The 21446-nt window shown below is 63.3% G+C and carries 18 protein-coding genes; 5 read left to right on the top strand and 13 right to left on the bottom strand.

What is annotated here, in order from left to right:
- Positions 1-7 precede the first annotated feature (7 nt).
- Together MAIT1_RS02870 and MAIT1_RS02865 are read right to left on the bottom strand one after the other, a co-directional pair.
- On the bottom strand, positions 8-1006 hold the full coding sequence (locus MAIT1_RS02870; protein WP_085440568.1) for an adenosine kinase: 999 nt from the start codon (positions 1004-1006) through the stop codon (positions 8-10).
- A 43-nt stretch (positions 1007-1049) separates the two neighbouring features.
- Positions 1050-1886 (bottom strand): 3'(2'),5'-bisphosphate nucleotidase CysQ, encoded by an 837-nt coding sequence (locus tag MAIT1_RS02865; RefSeq protein ID WP_085440566.1) that lies wholly within the window; start codon positions 1884-1886, stop codon positions 1050-1052.
- 108 nt (positions 1887-1994) lie between these two features.
- On the opposite strand from MAIT1_RS02865, the gene MAIT1_RS02860 reads away from it, so the two are divergent.
- A complete protein-coding gene (locus MAIT1_RS02860) occupies positions 1995-2633 on the top strand; it encodes a tRNA1(Val) (adenine(37)-N6)-methyltransferase (RefSeq protein WP_085440564.1) in 639 nt (212 codons plus the stop codon).
- 25 nt (positions 2634-2658) lie between these two features.
- On the opposite strand, the gene MAIT1_RS02855 is transcribed toward MAIT1_RS02860, so the two are convergent.
- Both MAIT1_RS02855 and MAIT1_RS02850 read right to left on the bottom strand, forming a co-directional pair.
- Positions 2659-3171, bottom strand: coding sequence for a DciA family protein (locus MAIT1_RS02855; protein ID WP_085440563.1), 513 nt, complete (start codon positions 3169-3171; stop codon positions 2659-2661).
- A 22-nt stretch (positions 3172-3193) separates the two neighbouring features.
- Positions 3194-3601, bottom strand: a complete 408-nt coding sequence (locus MAIT1_RS02850) for a hypothetical protein (RefSeq protein WP_143814618.1) — start codon at positions 3599-3601, stop codon at positions 3194-3196.
- A gap of 166 nt (positions 3602-3767) precedes the next feature.
- On the opposite strand from MAIT1_RS02850, the gene MAIT1_RS02845 reads away from it, so the two are divergent.
- Positions 3768-4724 carry an SPOR domain-containing protein gene (locus MAIT1_RS02845; protein WP_085440559.1) on the top strand — a complete coding sequence of 319 codons (957 nt, stop codon included), beginning with the start codon at positions 3768-3770 and terminating at the stop codon, positions 4722-4724.
- 83 nt (positions 4725-4807) lie between these two features.
- Here the strand turns inward: MAIT1_RS02845 and MAIT1_RS02840 are convergent, their stop codons facing one another.
- The 8 genes from MAIT1_RS02840 to MAIT1_RS02805 form a co-directional block, all read right to left on the bottom strand.
- Positions 4808-5305, bottom strand: a complete 498-nt coding sequence (locus MAIT1_RS02840; RefSeq protein ID WP_085440557.1) for a DinB family protein — start codon at positions 5303-5305, stop codon at positions 4808-4810.
- A 72-nt stretch (positions 5306-5377) separates the two neighbouring features.
- Positions 5378-9826 carry an ATP-binding protein gene (locus tag MAIT1_RS02835; RefSeq protein ID WP_085440555.1) on the bottom strand — a complete coding sequence of 1483 codons (4449 nt, stop codon included), beginning with the start codon at positions 9824-9826 and terminating at the stop codon, positions 5378-5380.
- Positions 9823-12273: a hybrid sensor histidine kinase/response regulator gene (locus MAIT1_RS02830; RefSeq protein WP_143814617.1), complete on the bottom strand. Its 2451-nt coding sequence runs from the start codon at positions 12271-12273 to the stop codon at positions 9823-9825. Before MAIT1_RS02830 ends, MAIT1_RS02835 begins: the two co-directional genes overlap by 4 nt.
- A gap of 5 nt (positions 12274-12278) precedes the next feature.
- Positions 12279-13067 (bottom strand): substrate-binding domain-containing protein, encoded by a 789-nt coding sequence (locus MAIT1_RS02825; RefSeq protein WP_085440551.1) that lies wholly within the window; start codon positions 13065-13067, stop codon positions 12279-12281.
- 51 nt (positions 13068-13118) lie between these two features.
- Positions 13119-16040, bottom strand: coding sequence for a HAMP domain-containing sensor histidine kinase (locus MAIT1_RS02820; RefSeq protein WP_085440549.1), 2922 nt, complete (start codon positions 16038-16040; stop codon positions 13119-13121).
- A 47-nt stretch (positions 16041-16087) separates the two neighbouring features.
- Positions 16088-16939, bottom strand: coding sequence for a phosphate/phosphite/phosphonate ABC transporter substrate-binding protein (locus tag MAIT1_RS02815; protein ID WP_085440547.1), 852 nt, complete (start codon positions 16937-16939; stop codon positions 16088-16090).
- A 327-nt stretch (positions 16940-17266) separates the two neighbouring features.
- Positions 17267-17536 (bottom strand): hypothetical protein, encoded by a 270-nt coding sequence (locus tag MAIT1_RS02810; protein ID WP_085440545.1) that lies wholly within the window; start codon positions 17534-17536, stop codon positions 17267-17269.
- Entirely contained in the window at positions 17533-18729 is a 1197-nt protein-coding gene (locus MAIT1_RS02805; protein WP_158089272.1) for an SPOR domain-containing protein, read from the bottom strand. Before MAIT1_RS02805 ends, MAIT1_RS02810 begins: the two co-directional genes overlap by 4 nt.
- A gap of 176 nt (positions 18730-18905) precedes the next feature.
- On the opposite strand from MAIT1_RS02805, the gene MAIT1_RS02800 reads away from it, so the two are divergent.
- From MAIT1_RS02800 to MAIT1_RS02790, 3 genes are all read left to right on the top strand, one after another.
- The gene (locus tag MAIT1_RS02800) at positions 18906-19520 is read left to right on the top strand and encodes a GDSL-type esterase/lipase family protein (protein WP_085441208.1); all 615 of its coding nucleotides are present in this window, start codon (positions 18906-18908) and stop codon (positions 19518-19520) included.
- Between the two features lie 160 nt (positions 19521-19680).
- The gene (locus tag MAIT1_RS02795) at positions 19681-19887 is read left to right on the top strand and encodes a hypothetical protein (RefSeq protein ID WP_085440541.1); all 207 of its coding nucleotides are present in this window, start codon (positions 19681-19683) and stop codon (positions 19885-19887) included.
- A 694-nt stretch (positions 19888-20581) separates the two neighbouring features.
- Positions 20582-20869 carry a hypothetical protein gene (locus MAIT1_RS02790; RefSeq protein ID WP_085440539.1) on the top strand — a complete coding sequence of 96 codons (288 nt, stop codon included), beginning with the start codon at positions 20582-20584 and terminating at the stop codon, positions 20867-20869.
- Between the two features lie 174 nt (positions 20870-21043).
- On the opposite strand, the gene MAIT1_RS02785 is transcribed toward MAIT1_RS02790, so the two are convergent.
- The gene (locus MAIT1_RS02785; protein WP_085440537.1) at positions 21044-21442 is read right to left on the bottom strand and encodes a DUF302 domain-containing protein; all 399 of its coding nucleotides are present in this window, start codon (positions 21440-21442) and stop codon (positions 21044-21046) included.
- Between the last annotated feature and the right edge of the window lie 4 nt (positions 21443-21446).

Here is a 21446-nt window from a genome sequence, read left to right as displayed (position 1 = left end):
GCGTCGCTTACCCTTTGCCTTGGGCGGCGAGGATGCGCTGCGCCTGCTCGGCGCTCAAGCGCGCGCCGTATTGGGTCACCAGCTCGGCGCAGGCGGCGTTGGCCAACCGCGCGGCGCGTGCGAAATCCCACCCCTGGGTGATCCCGTACAGGAACGACCCGGCGAACAGATCCCCCGCGCCATTGGTGTCGATGGCCTTGGCCGGTTTGCCGGGCACATGCAGATCGTTCTCGCCATCCCACAGATCGACGCCATCGGCGCCGCGGGTCACGGCGAAGGCGCGGCAGTGCTGTTTCAGCGCCGCTTTGGCCGCTTCGATATCGTCGGTTTCGGCGAACTCCTTGGCTTCGTCCTCATTGGCGAAGATCAGATCCACCGGGGCCGGATCCAGCAACTTGCCAAACGCCTCGCGGAAGAACTTGACGATATTGGCGTCGGAGAAGGTAAAAGCGCTCTTCACCCCGTGCTTGCGCGCCATGGCCAGGGCGTCCAGAGCGGCTTGCAGGGCGTCGGGGCCGGTGACCAGATAGCCCTCCACATAGACATACTGGGCGGCGGCCAACTCGGCTTCGTCCAGGTCGGCGGAGGAGAAGTTGGCCGACTCGCCCAGGAAGGTGCACATGGTGCGCTCGGCGTCGGGGGTGATGAACACCAGACATTGTCCGCTCACGCCCGGCGCGCCGCTCTCCACGCGATTGATCACGCCATTCTCGCGCATATCGGCGGCGTAGAACTGGCCGGTCTCATCTCCCGCCACGCGGCAGGCGTGCCACGCTTTACCGCCATACTGGGCCACCGCGATGAGCGAATTGGCCGCCGAACCGCCGCAAGCGCGCAGCGCCGAGCGCATGGCCAGTTGCTCGCGCAACCCCTGCTGCTGCTCGGCGTCCACCAGCTCCATGCGGCCCTTCTCCACGCCGATGGCTTTGAGGAACTCATCCTCCACTTCATAGACCATGTCCACCAGGGCGTGGCCCAGACCATAGACGTCATAACGTTGCGTCATTGCGCGCTCTCCAACAGAGGTCTTTACTCAAGAGAATCCAGAATCACCGCGGTGGCGGCGTGCCGCCGCGCCGATCCGGCGACAGCGGCGTATCCACCAGTCGCTGCAACAGCGGCGTGTGCAGTTGATTGGGCGCCGCCAGCACCGAGCGGGTGCGCGGGTCAGGCTCATTGAAGATGAACTCCGAGCCATCCTTACGCGTCACGCTGCCGCCCGCCGCCTGCACCAGCGCCACCCCGGCGCAGATATCCCACTCGCTCTTGGGGGTGAGGGTGAAGGTGATGTCGTTGCGTCCGCACGCCACCAGCGCCAGTTTATAAGCGATGGAGCCCATCAACTCCAGTCGGAACTCATCTTTGAAGCCGTCCCACTCGCCACGCTTGGTCTCCGAGCGGCTGGCCAGACAGCTGGCGCCCACCAGCTCCGCGCGCGCCGAACAGGCCATGGGTTGACCATTGAGCAGCGGCGCATCGTGGATGGAGGCGCTGAACATCTCCTCGGCGGCGGGGTTGTAGACCACCCCGGCGATGGGCTTGCCATCCTCCACCAGACCGATGGAGATGGCGAATTGGGGCAGACCCTGGATAAACTCCTTGGTGCCGTCGATGGGATCCACCACCCAGATGCGCCGCCGCTGCATGCGCGCCGGATCGTCCACGGTCTCCTCGGAGAGCCAGCCATAATCGGGCCGCGCCGAGAGCAGGACTTCGTGTAGATGGCGATCGATCTCCAGGTCGGCCTGGGTCAGAGGATCATCGGCGCCCTTGTGCTGCACATTGGCGTCAGCAGCGACGGTTTCGCCGTGACGAAAATATTTCATCGCCAGCAGACCGCACTCACGGGCCGCCTGCAACATGATGGGGAGTTCGGGTAGGGACATGGGAAGACTTCCATACAAGAGGGTCAGGGCTCTCTTAAACGTTCACCTTACGGTGTTGCGCGACGTTTGTCAGGGGTCCGCGAACGCTGTTTTTACAGGCTTGAAGAGATGACGCATCGGGCGGTGGTGGGGACCGCCGAGGCGCTGCGGCTGGCGGCGTGGGGCGCGGCGCGCTGGGCTGAGGCCGACGCGCCGGTTCTGGCGGAGTTGGGCTGCGGCGCCGGAGATCTGAGTCTGGCGCTGGCGCAGCAGCTGCCCCGGGCGCACATCGACGCGCTGGAGATCCAATCGGCGTTGGCGGCGCTGGCGCGGCAACGCGTCCAGGCAGCGGCTCTTGCGCCGCGCCTGCGCATTGTGTCCGGCGACGTGCGCCGCTTGCCGCCGGAGATGACTCCTGGCGCATACGATGGCGTGTTGCTCAACCCCCCCTACTTCGCCGCCCAGGCGGCGCGCCCCTGTGCCGACCCAACGCGGGATGCGGCGCGGCGCGAACTCCATGGCGACCTGGGCGACTTCCTCGCCGCCGCCCGTACGCTGCTCAAAGCCGATGGCGCCGGCTGCATCATCATACGCTGGGAGCGCCGCGCGGAGTTGCTGGATCGGCTGCAGCAGGTCGGACTCGGCGCCCGCCTCCTCACCCCTTTGCAGGGCGGGGGGCAAAAAGATCCCGCGCCACGCTGGCTGCAGGTGGAGTTTTCTGCCGACAAGAATGTGCAAATGATCATAAACGCAGGGGAAATTCTCTAATCCGGACGCCGGATAACGTGGGATTCTATTTTTTTTTCGCGGGGAGTTCAGGACGCCGCTGACGCTGCATGTGCTTGAGAAAAAGTCGGCTCAGAACGGTGCGCAAACGCCCGGCGGGGAGCTTGGCCACAATCTGCTCCACCGCCTCGCGCTCGGCGGCGGTGGCGGGGGGCAGCGGCTGTTTGAACGGGGTCTCGCGCCCAGCCAGTTGGCGACGCTTTAACGTCCCTTGGGTAAAGCGAATATCACGCACCCGGGCATCCGGCATGGCGTCGTTCAAGCGGGCGATGATGTCGGGCTTAAGGAAGGTGAGCTCCTGCAGCCAACTGGGCGAGTCCACGCGCACCGTGAGCACCCCATCGGAGAGGCGCACCGGCTCGGTGTGGCGGGCGATGTGAGGCGTAATGGCGCGATGCCAGTGACGCCACAGAATATGCGCCCGCGCGGTGGGCCGCTCCAGCAATGGCGCGGCGATGCGCTCCACCAACGAGCCCAACGCCTGTGGGCTGTGCGGCCCGCCGCGTCGCGATGCGCTCATGGCTCCACCAGGGCCGTAGGGCTCAGTTGCCCGCGTCGGTCAGATAGCGGATGGCGCGCCCGCGCAACATGCGGAAATAGGTGGGCCCCATGAGCGACTCCTCCCCCACCAATACGCGCTTGCTGGTGGGGTCGGGGATGATGGCGTGGGCGCCGATTTCAGCGGCCTTGGCGCGCATGCTCTCCAGCAGCTCCACGTCGGTGGTCTCCTCAGAGCCGCGGGTTTCCAAGCGCCCCACGTACTCAAAGGCGCGCTGCGGCTCCTTCTCCAGCAGCATCACGCTGTGGGTGGCGGGCAGTCGGCGCGAGGGGTCCGAAAGCGCAACGTTGGTGGCGATCTCCATGGTGCTGCAGGCGCTCAAAAACAGCAGCGCCGTCAGCGACGACCAGAGCAGGAGAGTACGGGGCAAAACGGGACGCAGTGAGTTCATGGTCAGGACGCTTCCAGGCAAACTGGTATGGTTCTTGTTTTAGGGTTTCGTCGCCACAAGCTGTTCGGCGGAACAAGTAGTCCATTAAACGGAATCCCGGCAATCTTGGCAAGGGTGGGGAACACGCCCTCTGGCCGTCGGCAAATCCAAACCTGAGGCGGAAACCATGTCCATCTCCCAGATTCTTTCGAGGCCCATCCCCTCCTTGAGCCTGTGCGCGGCGTCCCTGATGCTGCTCAGCGCCTGTCAATCTCCCATCAAGGAGCTGCCGGTTTACTACGCTGCGCCAGCAGACGCCACGGCGCAGGAGATCGTGCTCAACGATGAGCAGACCAAGCCGGAACTGACCGTTGGCTTGAGCGAACCGGCGGGCGATGTCGGCGTGCAGCGCGCTCCCAGCGCCGTGGGCGAGCCCATTGAGGAGGTCGCCCAGCGCCAACCCGAACGCGCTCTGCCAGAACCGCCCGCGCTGGACAGCGCAACAAACAACGACGAAGCCGAACCCGCCCCCATGGCGCAAGCGGAAGACAAGGACGCCGACCTGATCGACGCCAATCGAGGCTACGGCCTGCCGATTCAGCTCTCCGGCACGCCCGCCAGCGTGCGCCGGGATGATGATCTGGATCTCACTTACACCCCGCGTCAGATCGCCAAGGCCGAGCCGCCGCCGCTGCCGACCCCTGCATCTGCGCAGGCTGAAGCGCCTGCACGCGCTCTGCAGACCCCGGATCCCTATTTGAGCGAAACCGATAGCATGCTGCGCGATTTCCCGCTCTCCAGCGAAATGCCGGCGACCTCGACCCACACCCGCGCGCCCAGCAAGCGCCCGGCGTCGCCCCAAGTCGCCTCAGCCGCCAAGAGCCGCCAACAGGAGAGCCATGGGCCCAAACGCTATTTTGTCGAGGTGGGCAGCTTCCTGATGAGTGAGAACGCCGAGCGTTTGGCCGCGCGGATTCGCCAGTTGGATATCCCGGTCAAGCACTACGCCGCACGAGTGGACCATCGCATCTACCAGCGCGTCCACGCCGGCCCCTTCCCCTACAAGGTGGAGGCCGAGTGGGCCGCGCGGGTGCTGCGCAATAAAGGCATGAAGAGCGGCGACATCATCGCCAAGCGTCTGTAGCCCCGGCGCGACGCGGAATCAAAAAGGCCGGACTCCCTCGGGAGCCCGGCCTTTTTGTTATGGGCAAGCCTTGGCGCGCGGAATCAATAGCCGTCCGGCAGCAAGGGGATGTCGGTCACCCCGGGATCCACGCCCATGCGCGTAAGCAGCGCGTGGGCCTGCCCGCGATGGTGAGTCTGATGGTTGAAGAATTGCGCCACCAACACCCACCAGGGGTGGGTGAACTCGCGCTGATAGGTGGGGCTGAAGAAGGTAAACTCCTGCTCCAACCAGTTGGGGTTAAGGCTCTCCGCCCAGGAAACGATTTTGGCGTCGTCGGCCTTGCGCGCCGACCACAAGCGGTTGAACTCCCAATTCTCCGTATCCATCGCCTGCCAGGCGTTGTCATCATGACCCACAAAGCGTCCCATCCAGGCGCGGTCGGTTTTGAGCAGGTGGCCCAACGTATTGTGCAGCGAGCCGAAGTAGGCCCCCATCTGCGCCCGGCGCTGGCCATCGCTGAGCCCTTTGGCTGCGGTATAAATTGAGTGATTCATCCAGCGGTTATAACGGGCCATCAGGCGATAATGCGCCGTATCCATCCTCTGCCCTCCCAACATGCCGCGAGCGCAATGGCGCGCACGATTTCACTCTACGCCCAATGGCCTGCGCTGTTAAGCGCGTTTGGCCTCCAGCGCATCCAACGCATCCAGCGCCTGCTTGAAACGGTACTTGCCCGCCAGGGCGATCAACTCGGCCATCTCTGCGGCGACCTCCTCGGGATAGGACCACTCTTTGAGCGCCGCCAACGGCTCGCGACAGGCCGCTGGACGCCGTTTCTCCAATCCTTCGCGCAGCGCCGTCAGATGCATCGCCAGCTTCTCGGCGTCCGCTTCGCTCCACAGGGGCGCTGTTGCGGGCTCCGTGGCGCCGTCGCCGGTGAGCTGCGCAACGGCGGTAAACAGCGTCTGTAGCGGCGCAGTCAGGGCATCGATCTGCTGCGTCAGCGCCACGCTCTCCACCTGCTTCTCAGCGCCTTTCTCCAGCGCCAACGCCTGCGTCTGCAACGCCTCGGCGCCGATGCTGCCCAACAACCCTTTGAGGGTGTGGGCAATGCGCTCCAGCTTGCTATGGGCGCCCGCCTGCGCCGCCTGGGTCATGCGCGCGCAGACGTCGCGTTGATCCTGCAGGAAGCTCTTGAGAACATTGACGTAGAGCTCAGCGTTGCCGTTCATGCGCGCCAACCCCACCTGGGCGTTGACCCCGGGCAGTTGCGCAAACCGCGCGCTGGCCTCCACGGCGGGGATGGGCCCCACTGCGGGCGCTTCCGGCGCAGGCGTTGCCGGAGTTGGCGTCGGTTTAGCCGCCGCAGCCGACGACGGCGGGTCGCCAGCAGGCGACTCCGCGCCAGCGCCGATCCAGCGGTCCAATTGCGCATACAGCGCGCCCGGATCGATGGGCTTGCCAATGTGATCGTTCATGCCCGCCTCAATGCTCTTATGGCGGTCGGTCTCCAGCGAACTGGCGGTCATGGCGATGATGGGCGGCTGCTCGCCCACTTCGTGGCGAATGCGTTCGGCGGCCTGCAAGCCATCCATCACCGGCATCTGCAGATCCATCAATATGGCGTCGTAGCCGCCTGCGATGGCCTTCTGCACCGCCTCATGACCATTGCTGGCCACATCCGCCGCCACGCCCACGGCGCGCAACAGCTCCAGCCCCACCTGCTGATTGACGGCGTTATCCTCCGCCAGCAGCACCCGCTTGCCGCTCAACGCAGGCCAATGGGTCTGGGTGGATTGCGCGCCGCGCGCATCGCTACGGGTGGGCGCCTGCCCCTTGAGCAGAGTGATCACCGCATCGAACAGCGCCGACGGCGTGGCCGGTTTGGGCGCGGCGGCGATGCGCAGATTCTCTTCGGCCAAATCCATCACCGCCTGCTGGGTCTGGTAGCCGTGCAGCATCAACACCCCGCCGTTGAGCAGGCGCTCCTGCAACGGCTCAAGCACCAGCGCCAGATCCTGCGCCATGGTCACCGGCAGCATGTCGGCGTCCAGCGCCACAAAGGGCGGTTCGGCCCCTGCGCGACGATCCAACCACTGGGTCAGCGCAGTCAAACTCTTCAAACGCTCGGTGCGGAAGCCGAAGCGCTGCAGATTGGCCTCCACCACATCGGCCACGCGCGGATGGGCGATGGCCACCCCCACCGGCTCATCGGGCAGCGCCTTCTCCTCGCACGGACGCCAGGAGCGTTCGTTGGGCGCAGCCACCTCAAATGGCAGGGTGAAGGAGAACACGCTGCCCTGCCCCGGCGTGGAGCTGACTTCAATATTGCCCGACATCAGCGTCACCAGCTGATGGGAGATGGCCAGCCCCAACCCGCTGCCGCCAAACCGGCGCGAGGTGGAGGCTTCGGCCTGGGAGTAGGCGGTAAACAGATTCTGCAACTGCTCCTCGGTCATGCCGATGCCCGAATCGCGCACATCAAAGCGCAACTCCACATGGGTTGCGTCCTGCGCCACGCAGGAGACCGCCAGCTCCACCTCCCCCTCTTCGGTGAACTTAATGGCGTTGCCGGTGAGATTGAGCAGCACCTGATTCAGACGCAGCGGGTCGCCGCGCAGTTGGTTAGGCAGATCGGCGGGCTTGTCGAAGATCAGCTCCACCCGCTTCTCCTGCGCCTTGACGGCGGTGAACGTCGCCAGGTTGGCCAACACGTCGTCAAGCTGGAAGTCGGTGGTTTCGATATCCAGCTTGCCCGCTTCGATTTTGGAGAAGTCGAGGATGTCGTTGATGATGCGCAGCAGCGACTGGCCGGCGTTATGAATCTTGTCCAGATAGTCGCGCTGACGGTTATCTTCGGACTGTCCCAGCGCCAGATGGCTCAAGCCGATGATGGCGTTCATGGGGTTGCGGATCTCATGGCTCATGGTGGCCAGGAACTCCGACTTGGCGTTATTGGCCTTGCGCGCCTTCTGAATCGCCTCGCCCAGCTCCTTGGCGGCGCGCCGCCGCACCAGCCCCATGCTCAACACGTTGGCCGCGCGCACCAGGAACGCCGCCTCATGCTCCTTCTGCTGATGCCCCACCGTCAGATAGAGCACCACCACCCCCAACACCCGTTCGCCTTCGAGGATCGGCACATTGTAGTGCCCATGCTCCTCCATCTGCGCGTAGTGGATGTCGTGGCGCGCGTCGATGCAGTCGGCAAACTGCAGCGTGCCGCTCTGGGCGGCGCGACCACACAAGCACTGGCCAAACGGCACGCGCGCGCACTGTAGTTTCAAGTGGTCATCCAGATTATGTTCCGCCACCAGTTTGAGCCCCAACTCCCCTTCGTGACGTTCGCTCAGGAAGATCGCCCCCACCGGCTTGAGCTTGAGCCATGGCACAGAGAAGATCATCGTCTGCAGCGCTTCACTCAAATAGTCGAGGGTGGCGCTCTCCTGCAGAGTGATCTTCAGCAGCAGCTCCATGGCGCGCTCTTCAGCGGCGCTCTGTTCAGCGGCCTGTTGCGATTCGATCAAGCGCTGCTCATCCAGATGTTTGCGGCTGGTGTCCCAGAAGGTCACCACCGCGCCATGGCGTTCGGCCCCGCTCAAGGGGATGCTGCTGTACTCGGCGTGGAAAAATTCGCCATTCTTGCGCCACAACACCTCATCGGAGACGTGGTGTTCGCGCTGCTCGCGCAGGGCGGCGGACATGCGACAGGCGGTCTCCGGGTAGGCGGAGCCGTCGGCGTGGGAGTGGTGAATCAACTGGTGCACGTTCTGCCCCAGCAGCTCGTTGGCGGTAAAGCCCAGCATGCGCTCGGCCGCCGGGTTGACGAACGACACCAGCCCCTCGCCATTGATGCCGAACACGCCGACATTGGTGGCGTCCAACAGCTCCTTGGCGCGAGCATCGGCGTCGTTGCGACTCTGCTCGCGCAGCTTGCGCAACATCTCGTCGAAGGCGCGCGCCAGAATCCCCACCTCACCACTGGCCTTGACTGGCAAGGGCTTGCGCGCGCACCCATTCTGCATGCTCTGCACCGAGTCGATCATCTCGCGCAGCGGACGGGTGAGCGAACGGGTCATCAGTCCGCCCAAAACCAGCGCCACCACCATGGCCGAGAGCCCCAGCAGCAGACTCTCATCGCGCGAGGCGTTGAGGCGGTCCATGAGTTTTGCGTAAGGAGCGGAGATCACCAAAATCAACCGTTTATCCGGGCGCGCCGGGTTATGCCGTAACGGCGCCACGCCAATCATCTCCTCGCCGCCATCCTGGCCATTGCGCACCAGCAGGCTGAACGGCTCGGAACCGCCATATTGGAGGTGGCGCTCCAAGGGCGGATAGAAGTTGAGCATCTGCGTAGGCAAGTTGAACTCAAAGCCGAAGGTGGGCTCATTGCCATGGCGCTCACCCAGCGCCAACAGATAACCCTGTTCGTTGAACAGATGCATCCCCACGCCCAATTGCAGACTGCGCAGGTGTTCGAACGCGCCGCGCATATCCAGCGTGATGCGCACCACGCCGAACACTTCGCCACGCCGATTAAACGCAGGCGCCGCCGCAGTGAGCATCGGCAGATGCGGCTCCACCACCTCCGGGCCCTCGCGCATCAGACGCACATCGGAGAGGTAGATGCGCCCCTCGGGCAGGATGATGGCGCGCTTGAACGCCTCGCTCTCGCCCAACTGGGCCAATTCGACGGCTGCGGCCGGGCGCAGATCGCCGCCGCGCTCTGGCCGGTAGATGCGCGCCAACTCGCGTCCAGCGTCATCCACGCCGATCAACTGGACGCTCAGATAGTCGGCGCGCTCACTGGCCAGCGCGCGGAAGATCTCCAGTAAGCGCCGCTGCTGATAGCGCGCATCGCCATGGCCGCGATCCACCCCGCGCGCCAGCTCCGCCAACTCCTCCAGGGCCGGATCCTGCGCCAAGCGCCGCACATCCGAGAGCAATTGATCGATGCGCCAGCGCAGCGCCGCCGCCGACTCCGAGGCTGCATGGCGCGCCTCCAGCCCCGCCTGGCGGGTCTGTTCATCATGAAAATTCCGTAGAATCGAGTAGCCCACGCTGCCTGCTGAGAGCAGCGCGATGAAGGTGACCAATGTGATGATCTTGCCGCTGATGCTCATTGGGCGCCTCCCAAAGCAACAGCGCTAACGCGATGCGATGTGCGCGCCCCGTAGGTCTGTATCGCTTCGCTCAACAGGTGAATATCCACCGGTTTGGCCACAAATCCATCCATGCCCGCTTCCCGGCACAAGCGCCGGTCCTCTTCAAACACATTGGCGGTCAGCGCCACAATGGGCAGTTCGCCCACCGGCGCAGGCAGCGCGCGAATGCGCCGCGTGGCCTCCAGACCATCCATCTCCGGCATGCGCACATCCATCAGGATCAGATCCACCGATTCGGTCTGCGCCATGCTCAACGCCTCCAATCCATTGTGCGCGAATACAAATTCATGCCCCAAGCGGGTGAGAAAGTCGGCCGCAATCTGGCGGTTGATGGGGTTATCCTCCGCCACCAGAATGCGCTGCGCACGCACTGGCCCCGCTTCCGCTGCGCTCTGCGGCGCGCTCGATTCGCTCGGATTCAACGCCTGTTCAATCTGTTGTAGCGCATCGGCCAGTCGTAACGGTCGCCGCAAGGTATAGACGTCCGGCTGCGCGCCGCTCTGCAGCGCCGCCTCCAGATCATCCAACGCCTGGGTTTCGAAACGGAACACCGGGATGGCGCAGAACGGATCTTCCCGTCGCAACTGACGCAGGAAGTTCGCCGTCGCCTCCGGTCTTTCGTGGTCGATAACGATCAGGTCCAGCGGTTCGCCGCGCGCTTGCTGTCCCCACAACGCGCGCATCGCCTGCTCTTCATTCACCGCCAATACGCTCAGACGGAAGAACTGCCCCAACAACTCACTCTGCAACTCCCCTGCGATGGGATCATCGTGCCAGTAGAGCAGATTGCGTTCATGCAGCCCCTCCGGCAGCGGAACCGCCGCCTCCGGCGCCGTCGCCAGCGGCAGCTCGAACCAGAACAGACTGCCATGCCCTTCGCGACTCTGCACGCCGATGCGTCCGCCCATCCCCTCCACCAACGCCTTGGAGATGGAGAGCCCCAGCCCGGCGCCCTCATGCCGCCGTGACGTGGAGTCGTCAGCCTGGGAGAACTTTTTGAACAGTCGCGCACGCGCCTGGGGCGAGATGCCCACGCCGGTGTCCTGCACCGCAAAGCGCAGCCGCCGTCGACCATCGGTTTCGGTGGTGAGTAGGGCCACATCCAGCGTCACGGCGCCCTTTTCGGTAAACTTGAAAGCGTTGGCCAATAGGTTGAACAGCACCTGACTGATGCGCTGCGGGTCGCCCAGATAGCCGCCCATGGCCTCGCGCGCGATGTAGTGGCCCAGACTGGGGCCGCCGGGCTTGCGTTGCGCCTGGGTGACCGTGATCACCTTTTCGATCAACGGCAGCAGGTCGAACGCCTTTTGCTGAAACTGCAGGTCGTTGGCCTCGATATCGGCCAAGTCCAGGATGTCATCAATAATGTGCAGCAGCGCCGCACTGGACTCCTCGATGAGGCGCAGACGCAGTTTGCGCTTGGGATCCTCCTCTTCGCCCAGCAGCACCGCCGTCATGCCGCTCACCCCATGCAGCGGGGTGCGCATTTCGTGGCTGATCATGGCCAGGAACGCCGATTTGGCGCGGTTGGCGCGCTCGGCCAGATCCCGCGCCGACGTCAAATCCGCCACCAGTCGCCGCAGATCGCGGTCGGTCTGATCCACCTGTCGGGCGATCACCGCGCCCAGCGCCAACACCGTCAAAATCACCAGCACCGAGAACGCCAATTGCATCACACGATAACGCCATCGCTGCTGCGCAACCTCGTTTTCCAACTGCTCCATACTGGTTTTGGTTTCGAAGAACAGACGGCTGGCGTTCTCGTGCATGCGCACAAACACCGGCGGGATGGTCTTGATAAAACGGCTGATGCGGCGGCCATCCCCGTTCACCGCGTCGCGTTCGCGCAACAACAGGGTCAGGGCGGCGATCTTCTCTTCGATCTGGTCGATCTTCGGCTCCAGATCGATCATCTCTAACACGAATGGCGCCGGGTCATCGTCGGTGGTGTATTGCACCGAGCGGGTCATACGCACCCGTTCGCCCAAATTGAGCCGGGTGGTCATATTGACCACCCCGCCCCATTTGAGCACCTTCAAGCGCGCGCGTAATTGCCCCAATTCGTCGAGCAGGTCGCCGCGCACCACCCGACGACCGCGCGGCGTGGGGGTGAGCGCCAGCGAATAGACCCCCTTCTCCACCACCGTGAGACTGTGGATGATCTGCTCGCCCAGGAACAGACGCGCGCGCTGATTCTCGGTGCGCTGATCCAGATCGGCCACCACCTGGGAGAAGACGAAATCCAGCAGCAACAGGGCCAGGAAACCGGCCAGGAACAGTCCCATTTGCAGGTAGACGCGACGCAGCGGCGAGATCGCGCCAATGCCCTGCTTACGCCCCTGGCGACGCTCGCGACGTATGCGTCTGAGTCGCGCCCACCTGCTTTGAGACCCGGCCCTGCTCACGTCAGTCAATCCACCTTGGCTTTATTATCCAGGAAACCGTATTTGCGGAAGATCGCCTGACCCTCCTCGGAAGCGGCCAGGGTCATGAACTTGCGCGCCAGATCCGGGTGACGGGAGAAGGTGAGCAGGCTCAATACCAGCTTCTTGGGTTTGGCCACAGCCGGCGGCAGATCGATCACGTCGAGGAAGGGCTTATTCTCCTCAAAGTAGCCGGTGGCGCGCCAGTTGATGATCAGATCGGCGTCGCCCTTTTTCATGGCGTCATTCAGGGTGCGCGAAGCGGTGGTCAGATAGGTGGCCTGCTCAAACACGCGGTCATAAATGCCCGCCTTATCGAGGATTTTCTTGGTCTCGCGACCGATGCTGCCGCTCTCCGGATTGCAGATCACCACCGACAGATCGTCGCGCAGCAGCTCGTTGACGTCCGCCTTGACGTTGTAGGGGTTGCCCTTCTGCACCATGATGGCGGCCTGGTTGTAGCCGATATCCACCGCCTCGCCGAGCAAACCATCTTTCATGTTGCGTTGGCGATAAGAGGCCGAGCCGGGCAGATAGAGATCGCCTTCATGAGACTTCTTCAGACTCATATAGAGATCCTGCGAGCCGCCTTGGGTAAACACCATTTTCACATTCTCGCGGCTCTCCAGCACCCGCCCGATCTCCATCATGGGCTTGATCATGGTGATGCCGCAGTAGACCAACAACGAGGGCGTCTCCGCCACAGCCTGCGCCGCACTGCCGAATAGAGCAGTCGCCAACGCCATCGCGGTGAACGCTTTTTTGGACAACTTCATCATCTTCTCCTCAGGTGGTCCCGGCGGGTCTTGCGGATGGCGTTCAGACCATCAGTTCAACTGCTCCAGGGCTTCAACAAAACGGTAGTGCAGCAGATGTTCGCGGGCGCGCTCCAGACTCTGCTTGCGCTCCTCGCTCAACGGCATACGCATCAACTGCTCAGTCACATGGTGACTCAAGCGCGGATTGCGACGCCGCAGCGCATCGGCCAGGGCGCGCAGCAGGCGCGCCTCTTCCGCCTCCTCCTCCAACGCCTCGCCGCTCTGCGCCGCCGCCGCCGCCCGCGCCGAGAGTTGTGCGCGCAAAGCGTCGACAAACGCGGCGTTGAGCGCCTCCGCGCGCGCCAGCAGGGGTTGCGCCGTCTCCCATGTGGACTCGCTTGACAGCCCCTTCTCCAATTCTGCGCAGATCGCCTGCAACTCCTTGTGCCCCAGATTGCCAAACACCGACTTCATAGAGTGGGCCTTGCGCTTGGCTGCGGCCAACTCTCCGGCCTCGGCCAACTGCGCAACGCGTCCCACCTCACTGGCATGGTCCGACACATAGCGCTGCAACAGCCGCCAGTAGAGCGCGGCGTTGCCCATGCAGCCGCGTAACGCCGCGTCCAAGTCCACACCGGCGATGGGATCCGGCAACTGCGTGAGCAGATCGGCGGAAGTCGGCGCGGCATGAGACTCCACCGCAACCGCCGCAACCTCGCGGTTTGGCGCAAACCGAGCCAGCGCAGCATACAGTCGCTCCGGCATAATGGGCTTGGCGATATGGGCGTTCATCCCCGCCGCCAGCACGCGTTCACGGTCTGAGCTCAGGGCGTTGGCGGTAAGCGCCAGAATGGGCAGATCGCACACCCCCTCCATGGAGCGGATGGCGGTCGCCGCCTGAAATCCGTCCAACACCGGCATCTGCAGATCCATCAACACCAGATCAATCGCCTCTGGATCGGCTTGCAGCTTATCCACCGCCTCCTGACCGTTGTTGACCACCTCAACGATCACCTCGGCCTGCTCCAACAGGGAAACCGCCAACTCCTGATTGAGCGCGTTATCCTCCGCCAAAAGAACCCGCAACCCTCGGATATTGGTCGGCGGCGGCTCCAGGTCAAACCCGGAGGCGTCCGTCACCAGGTAACGCTCTGCCGGGTCCAGCGCCGCCGCCACCCCCTCAAACAGCACCGAGGGCGTCAGTGGTTTGCTCAGCACCCGCTCAATGGGCGCGTCCTGCACCGCTTGCGCCGCCTCTTCACGGCCAAACGCAGTGACCATAATCATCTTCGGCGCGCTGGACATGGCTGGATTATTGGCGATGGCGCGCGCAGTCTCCACGCCATCCTCATGGGGCATGCGCCAGTCGAGCAGCGCCACATGGAACGGATCGTTCTCAATGCTCGCTTCCAGCGCCAAACGCGCCGCCTCAGAGCCGCTCTCGGCCACCGCCACACGCAGGCCGAAGTCGCTGAGCATGCCCTGTAGCGTCTCACGCGCGGCGGCGTTGTCATCCACCACCAGGGCGCGCTTGTCGCGGAACATACGCATCAACCGCGCATCGGGCTTGGCGGCGCCAGGCTCCACGCCAAAGCGTGCGGTGAAGAAAAAGGCGCTGCCCTGACCCGGCTCGCTTTCGATCCAGATTCGTCCGCCCATCAACTGCGTCAAACTGGAGCAGATCGCCAGCCCCAACCCGGTGCCGCCATAGCGCCGGGTGGTGGTGCCGTCGGCCTGAGTAAAAGATTGAAACAGCGCCACATGCTTGTCTGCGGGAATGCCGATGCCGGTGTCGCGCACACAGAATCGGACCACCACCGTCTCATCGCTCTGCTCAATCAACTCGGCGCTGACGGTGATCTCGCCGCGTTCGGTAAACTTCACCGCATTGGCGCCCAGATTGGCAAGAATCTGGGTCAAGCGCAGCGGGTCGCCCACCACTTGCGCAGGCAGCCCGGAATCAACCTGGAACAGCAGCTCCAACTCCTTGGATTCAGCGGAGAAGCCGATCATGTCCGCAACGCTGCTGAGAGTCTGTTCAATGGAGAAAGGAATCGACTCCAACTCCAGCTTGCCGGCCTCAATTTTGGAAAAGTCGAGAATATCGTTGATGATGCCCAGCAAAATCTCGGCGGAGCGGTGCGCTTTGGTCACATACTCCCGCTGTTTGGGAGTCAAATCCGCGCGCAGCGCCAGAAACGTCATGCCCATGATGGCGTTGATGGGGGTGCGAATCTCATGGCTCATATTGGCCAAAAACTCGCTCTTGGCGCTGCTGGCGCGTTCAGCCTGCTCCTTGGCCGCCACCAACGCCTCCTGCTGCGTGCGCAACTGCTCACGCATGCTCTCGAATGCGCCCACCAGTTGGCTCACCTCAAAACTTTCCGGTCTGGGCAGGGCGGCGTCGAAATCCCCCCCCGAAAGCTTCTCAGCAGCGACGCCCAAGCGCGCCAATGGACGCGCCACCCAGCGCCGCAAAGCGAGAATCACCATCAACACGAACACTGCGCCACCACAGGCGATCAACAGCGCCAACTGTTGGGTCTCAGCGCTAATGTCGGCGTAAAGCGCGGTAAAGTCGGCAAACAGAGTCAGCCGCCCCAACACATTGCCGCGCACGCTGATGCTGCGCTCCAGCCGCTCCCAATTCTCCTGATCCTGTCCCTCGGGCAGAAACACCGGATAGATGCGCCGCCCCTGGGCGTCGAGCAATAACAGCCCGCGCCAGATGGCGTTGGCGCTGAGCAATTCATCGTACATCTCATGAATCGCCGCCAACTGATCCTGAGCCAGATAGGACGCCGTGGCGTCCGCCGCCACAGCCAGACTCTGCGCCAGCTGGTCGCGTTGTCGCTGCGCGGCGCGCTCATGGGCGATGGGGCTCCAGCCGACAAACAGCGCCAGCAGCAGACCGATGAGCATAAAGATGCCCAGAACGGTCAACTTGGCGCCCAGCGCATTGGCGCGTATCAGCCGATGAGATAGACGCATCCGGCGATCACTCCCGCCCCCGCATGGCGCGCATCACAGGATGCGAGTCAGAACGGGCGTTCATAAAAGGATTCCAGCCCCCAGTCGCCAAGCGGAGCGTAGTCGGACAAAGTTGCCGGACCAATTTGCAAAATGGGCGCGCGCGACAGCAGTTTGCGGTCCTTCTCATCTTCGCCCATGGCCAACAACGCGCGCTGCACCGCTTGACGCACCGGCTCGGAGATGCGGTTGTGCGCCATGATGGGATGGGGGTTGACGCTGCGGGTGCGATACAGCACGCGCAGGTTGTCGCGCACCTGGGGTTTTTGACGCTGCAGCGTACTCATCACGCCGCCCCCTGCATCAGCCCGACCCAGCAATACATGGAGATAGACTGAAGAGTGGGTCTTGACGTAGATCGGCTTAAAATCCAAACCGTGTTCACGGATCAGTTCCGTGCGCATCAGCAGCGAAGCGCCCAACGCATTGGGCGAGGGAAACGCCAGCCTCTTGCCCTGGAGTTGGCTCAACTCCGTAATGGGACTGCCCTTTTTCACCACCAACACGCCATACAACTGGCGCGCATAATCCCGCGCCAAGGGTTTGTATTGGTTGGCGCGGATCGCTAGCAAGGCGTGATAGGGATTCATGTAGGCGAAATCGAAGTCGCCGCGCATGAAGTCCTGTTCAAACTCCGGGATGCGCGCCGCGCCATCCAGGTGAAAGGCAAACCCTGTGCGCGCTTCCAGACGTCGCAGAATCGGCAACCAGATGTTGGCCAGCTTGCGCGGCTCAAACTGCGGCACCACGCCAAACGAGAAGCCGACTGGGGCCGCATGGGCGCCCGCGCTTGCCAGCAGTAGCGCCATGCACAGCCCCAACAGGGCAACCCGCACTTTGCGCGATGGGCTTGAAAACATGCCGTCTCCGTGCATTGGAAGCGTGTTCTGGGAAGGCGCGCGCTGAGTTAACGCATCGCCGCACCCTCGGCCAGGCAAACTGCATAAGCGACTCGCAGACTTTGCTCCACGATAGCGCAATCCGTCGTTTTATTGGAAGAAAACTCCCCAAAAGAGAGGATTTGGGTGTTTTTTGTTCCCACCCGAGAACTGAGCCGGGCGGCCCTATACTCACAGCCCGGCGGTCGCGCTGAACGGGGAGACTTCGTCAACACAACAACAGCGCGAAATGAGGTTACGGATGCGTTCCACAGAGTTTTGATCGCGACGCGCATAGCCACAGGCAGGTTACTTTTTCCGCGCCGCCGTACGCTTGGCCCCGCGAGCGCGACAGGCGGAGCCGCAATAGGGGCGCCCGGCTTGATCCACCACCGCCCGCTCCAGGGGGATCATCACGCCGCATTGGGCGCAAGCGCATAGCGGGTGCGCGCGTCGATCCGAGCCACGCGCCGCCGCGTCGCGCTGCTGGGCGCGGCGCACGCGCTGTTTGCTCAGGAGCTGGCCGCCCCACCGCCACAGCAGCCAAACCAACAGGGCTAGCAGAGCAAAGCGAATCATGGCGCGCTCCCCTTGATAGCGGCGGCGGCTGGCGTAACGAAGGGGGGTTGAATCGGCAAACGTAGCAGTGTCGGCTCATTAATCCGCCGCACATAGCCCTCCGCTTTCAACTTCGCAGCGACGAACTTGCGCACCACATGCGCCTCTTGGGCTTGACGGTAGGGTCCGCACCACACCACTTGCCACACTTTGCCGCGGCTATCCTCACGCGGACGGATGCGCCCCTTGAGCCCCAGCTTTCCCAGCGCCGTCACCATCCGTTCAGCCCCAGCCGGGGAGGCGAACGCACCCAATTGCGCCTCATATCTCACTATCTGCGCCAGATTCTGCGGCGCCGCGTCCACCGGAGGCTCTGCGCTGTGGGCAGGGGAAGATGCCGCCGACTCCGACGCTTGCGTCGTCGGCACGCCTTGCTGCGGAGTTTTCGCCGCTGGCGCAGGGCTCTGCGGCGGCGGCAATGAACCCGCCAACTTGGCGTTGAGAAAGGCGGGCAACGGCAGCGTATTCACGCTCTCATTCAGATGCTCCACCCGCCCCAGCGCCGCGCCCACGCCGCCCTGTTCGACGGCATCCTCCTCGCCCTGGGCGCGCGCCATGGGCTGTGACCCCGCCGGGAACGCCAACTGCACCCAGACCGCATCCCCCAACTGACGATTGAGACGGTCCAACAACACGCGCAGAACGATGCTCATATCGCGCTGCGCCACATAGCGCCCGCTCTGCCGCCACACCGGCGTTAAACCCGGTGGCTCATAGAGGGAGAGGGTCGCCTTTTTGATCCCGCCAACATTCTCAATACGCAACTGCAACGCGCTCTGCGCCCCCAATGTCGCCAGCAATCGCGCACCGCCCAAAGCGGAAGGATCGAGTCGCGCATCAGGCGGCTGCGACTGCGTCAGCGTCATCGTGCTGATGGAGCGATCCGCCACAAACCGACGCACGATCTCGGCGGCCTGCTCATCCTCCGGACTTGGCTGCTCGGCTTGTAGCGGCAGCAGCATCAGACGCATGGGTTCCGGCGGCGGCGGCGACGGCGCATCCTCGCTGGGCGGCGCCAATCCCGGCTCCGCGCAGCCGCCCAGCCACATCGCCAACAGCGCGGCGCACACCTTCACCCAGGGCGTACTGCGACGCCGCACGCCAACAAGAGCGCGATATGGGTTCAAGCCCCCTGTTTTCACTGCTCGGCTCATTGCGCGTCCTTCAATCTCTTCCATCGCTCCGCCAGTGAGACGGGCGTGACGAAAAATCAATAGGGCAAAAGAGTGATGTTGAGGCGCGTAGTGGGCGCGGTCAAGGCGTGGCGCATTGGAGCCGCCACGCAGGTCGGCTATGATGCGACAAAGGCGGTTTCCAGGAGGCGAGATCAATGGCATGGCTGGCGTTTGGCGACAGTTTTGTCGCCGCAGTGGGCGACCCGCAGGGGTTGGGCTGGGTGGGGCGGCTGGCGGCGCAATCGCGTAACGCTCAACGCGATCTGACCCTGTATAATTTGGGCGTGCGCGGAGATACCAGCGTGGATATCCGCCAGCGCTGGCGCGCCGAATACGCCGCGCGCACGGCATTGCGGCCACAGGCGGCGCTGCTTCTGAGCTTTGGCGTCAACGACTGCTGCCCCGCCGCCGATGGCGCAGGCGTCCGCGTCGCCCCGCAGGACTCCCTGGCCGCCGCTGAGGAGATCCTGAGCCAAGCGCATGCCCTGGCGCCGACGTTGATGATCGGCCCGCCGCCCATCGCCGAGCCGGACATCGCCGCGCGCACGGCGGATCTAGACCGTCTCTATGCGGCGCTGGCCGCTCGGCTGAACGTCCCCTACCTGTCATGTTTTGTGACGCTGGGGCAAGACGCCACATGGAGGCAACAGGTCGCGGCCTGGGATGGCGCGCACCCGGGGGCGTCCGGCTATACCGCGTGGACGGAGCATATTGCCGCCAGCGAACAGTGGCGGGCTTGGCGCAACAGCGCCCTGGCGTGCGGCGCATAAAGGCGTCCACACACGACGCTTCACCCAGACCAGATGACCATGACGACGCGGTGAGGGAAAACGTAACATCGCTTTTCCCATTTCCAATGCCGTTACGTTTGTTATAGAGTCGAATCTGCTGTTCTTCTCAAGACGCGCCCCAACGCTAAGGAGCATTCTGATGAAGAGCCTTGAGCTGAGCCGGTCCGACTTCGAACTCCTGGTCAAAACGTTCTATGAAACAGGATTGTTGGAAGAGCGTTTTGCCGATGAGGACCTGATCGTCTACAACGCGCTGCACCCCCATCAAGGACCGGTGGTGCTGCGTCTGGACCCCATTCGCGGCATTGGCTACATGGAGCCGCGCAGCGTCAAAAGCGAGGAGTAAAACCTCCGTCCCGGACGCCCAGCAAATAATGGGAAGATCGGCGCGCCTGTTCCCAATAACGCGTCGGCATACTCCCAACACCACAAAAAAACCGCAAACCACACAATGTTTGTGCGGTTTCGTTACGTTACGTTACGTTACGGTTCGTACGTACGTACGTACGTACGTACGTACGTACTACGTACGTACGACGTACGTACGACGTACGTACGACCGACGACGACCGTACGACCGACGACGACGACGTACGGACGGTCGTCGTCGTCGTCGTACCGTCGACCGTACCGACGTACGTACGTACGACGTACGTACGACGACGACGACGACGACGACGACGAACGAACGAACGACGGTAACCGTAACCGACCGTAACCGTACCGAACCGTACGTAACGTACGTAACGTACGGTACGTACGTACCGTACCGTACCGTACCGTACCGTACCGTACCGTAACCGACCGTAACCGAACCTAACCTAACCTAACCTAAACCAACCAAACCAACCGAACGTAACGTACTACGTAGTGTGTGCGGTTTTTTTGTAGGTTGACGCCCTGGGCTCGACAAGCTTTTATTGCACAATTATTGCAACGGTAAGGAAGCAGCAAAACATCCAGCAACAGCGACGGCGGCGCGTTTCCGCGCTGTCGCGACATCAGGCTGAACATATATTTCTGTCTTTGAGGTCGCCGCGATGAGCACACACCCCCCAGCATTCGCCAATTTGGACCCGCTTCACCCGCAGCGCCAAGCCGTTATGCACGACGGGCGCATGATCGGGCACATTCAACCCCTATCCAGCGGCGGCTGGGCGGCGCTGCTGAGCGACACCACTCAAACGCCGCTGTTACGCCGCTTTGAGAGCGCCTACGCTGCGCGCTTTGCGCTGCTGCAACTGGCGGCGCAGTGGGAGTCCTGGGATCAGGAGTTGCTGCTGGATATTGACGCGGAAGTTGATGCCGATTGGCGCACCCCGCTCTAACGGGCATTGCGGAGGTTACAACGCAGCGCCCCCTGGAGATGGCCAATCCTTGACGCAATTTATTGACGGGTTGCTCTGCCTGAGGAGGCCACGCGCCAGAACGACGCTGTTGTGGGCGGGGCAGGACGATGGAAGAGCAACGCCGGGGCCTTGTGCAAGCCCCGGCGCATGACCTTATTGCGCGCCTTGGATGGCGGCAAGCACCTTCTGCATGCGCGCGTCCACCTCTTTGGCCACCGCATTGATCTCGTCGTTATCGACCATCTGCGCCATGATCTGTGGGTCCATGGCGGCGACTTCAATTTGACCCGACGCCAACTGCCGCACCACCACGTTACACGGCAGCACCGCCGCCACATCAGGTTCGGCCACCAAGGCGCGATGCGCCAACGGCGGGTTACAGGCGCCGAGGATCAGCGTCGCCGGATGCTCCACATCGAGCTTCTTTTTCAACGTGGCGCCGACATCGATTTCGGTGAGGACGCCAAAGCCATTGGCGGCAAGCGCTTCACGCGCGGCGCTGACCGCGTCATCGAAGGCGCCATCAAACAGGACGCTATTGACCAGGTTCATCAGT

Source organism: Magnetofaba australis IT-1 (assembly GCF_002109495.1).
Classification (GTDB): Bacteria; Pseudomonadota; Magnetococcia; order Magnetococcales; family Magnetococcaceae; genus Magnetofaba; species Magnetofaba australis.
The sequence above is the reverse complement of the archived record's forward strand: the minus strand, read 5'-3'. Positions and strand labels throughout refer to the sequence as shown.

Excerpts from the sequence above, each read along its gene's own strand:
- MAIT1_RS02805 (WP_158089272.1), bottom strand. The coding sequence starts at position 18,729 with ATGAGCCGAGCAGTGAAAACAGGGGGCTTGAACCCATATCGCGCTCTT.
- MAIT1_RS02820 (WP_085440549.1), bottom strand. The coding sequence starts at position 16,040 with ATGCGTCTATCTCATCGGCTGATACGCGCCAATGCGCTGGGCGCCAAG.
- MAIT1_RS02855 (WP_085440563.1), bottom strand. The coding sequence starts at position 3,171 with ATGAGCGCATCGCGACGCGGCGGGCCGCACAGCCCACAGGCGTTGGGC.
- MAIT1_RS02785 (WP_085440537.1), bottom strand. The coding sequence starts at position 21,442 with ATGAACCTGGTCAATAGCGTCCTGTTTGATGGCGCCTTCGATGACGCG.
- MAIT1_RS02835 (WP_085440555.1), bottom strand. The coding sequence starts at position 9,826 with ATGAGCATCAGCGGCAAGATCATCACATTGGTCACCTTCATCGCGCTG.
- MAIT1_RS02840 (WP_085440557.1), bottom strand. The coding sequence starts at position 5,305 with ATGGATACGGCGCATTATCGCCTGATGGCCCGTTATAACCGCTGGATG.
- MAIT1_RS02815 (WP_085440547.1), bottom strand. The coding sequence starts at position 16,939 with ATGTTTTCAAGCCCATCGCGCAAAGTGCGGGTTGCCCTGTTGGGGCTG.
- MAIT1_RS02825 (WP_085440551.1), bottom strand. The coding sequence starts at position 13,067 with ATGAAGTTGTCCAAAAAAGCGTTCACCGCGATGGCGTTGGCGACTGCT.
- MAIT1_RS02795 (WP_085440541.1), top strand. The coding sequence starts at position 19,681 with ATGAAGAGCCTTGAGCTGAGCCGGTCCGACTTCGAACTCCTGGTCAAA.
- MAIT1_RS02865 (WP_085440566.1), bottom strand. The coding sequence starts at position 1,886 with ATGTCCCTACCCGAACTCCCCATCATGTTGCAGGCGGCCCGTGAGTGC.
- MAIT1_RS02845 (WP_085440559.1), top strand. The coding sequence starts at position 3,768 with ATGTCCATCTCCCAGATTCTTTCGAGGCCCATCCCCTCCTTGAGCCTG.
- MAIT1_RS02870 (WP_085440568.1), bottom strand. The coding sequence starts at position 1,006 with ATGACGCAACGTTATGACGTCTATGGTCTGGGCCACGCCCTGGTGGAC.
- MAIT1_RS02850 (WP_143814618.1), bottom strand. The coding sequence starts at position 3,601 with ATGAACTCACTGCGTCCCGTTTTGCCCCGTACTCTCCTGCTCTGGTCG.
- MAIT1_RS02810 (WP_085440545.1), bottom strand. The coding sequence starts at position 17,536 with ATGATTCGCTTTGCTCTGCTAGCCCTGTTGGTTTGGCTGCTGTGGCGG.
- MAIT1_RS02800 (WP_085441208.1), top strand. The coding sequence starts at position 18,906 with ATGGCATGGCTGGCGTTTGGCGACAGTTTTGTCGCCGCAGTGGGCGAC.
- MAIT1_RS02790 (WP_085440539.1), top strand. The coding sequence starts at position 20,582 with ATGAGCACACACCCCCCAGCATTCGCCAATTTGGACCCGCTTCACCCG.
- MAIT1_RS02860 (WP_085440564.1), top strand. The coding sequence starts at position 1,995 with ATGACGCATCGGGCGGTGGTGGGGACCGCCGAGGCGCTGCGGCTGGCG.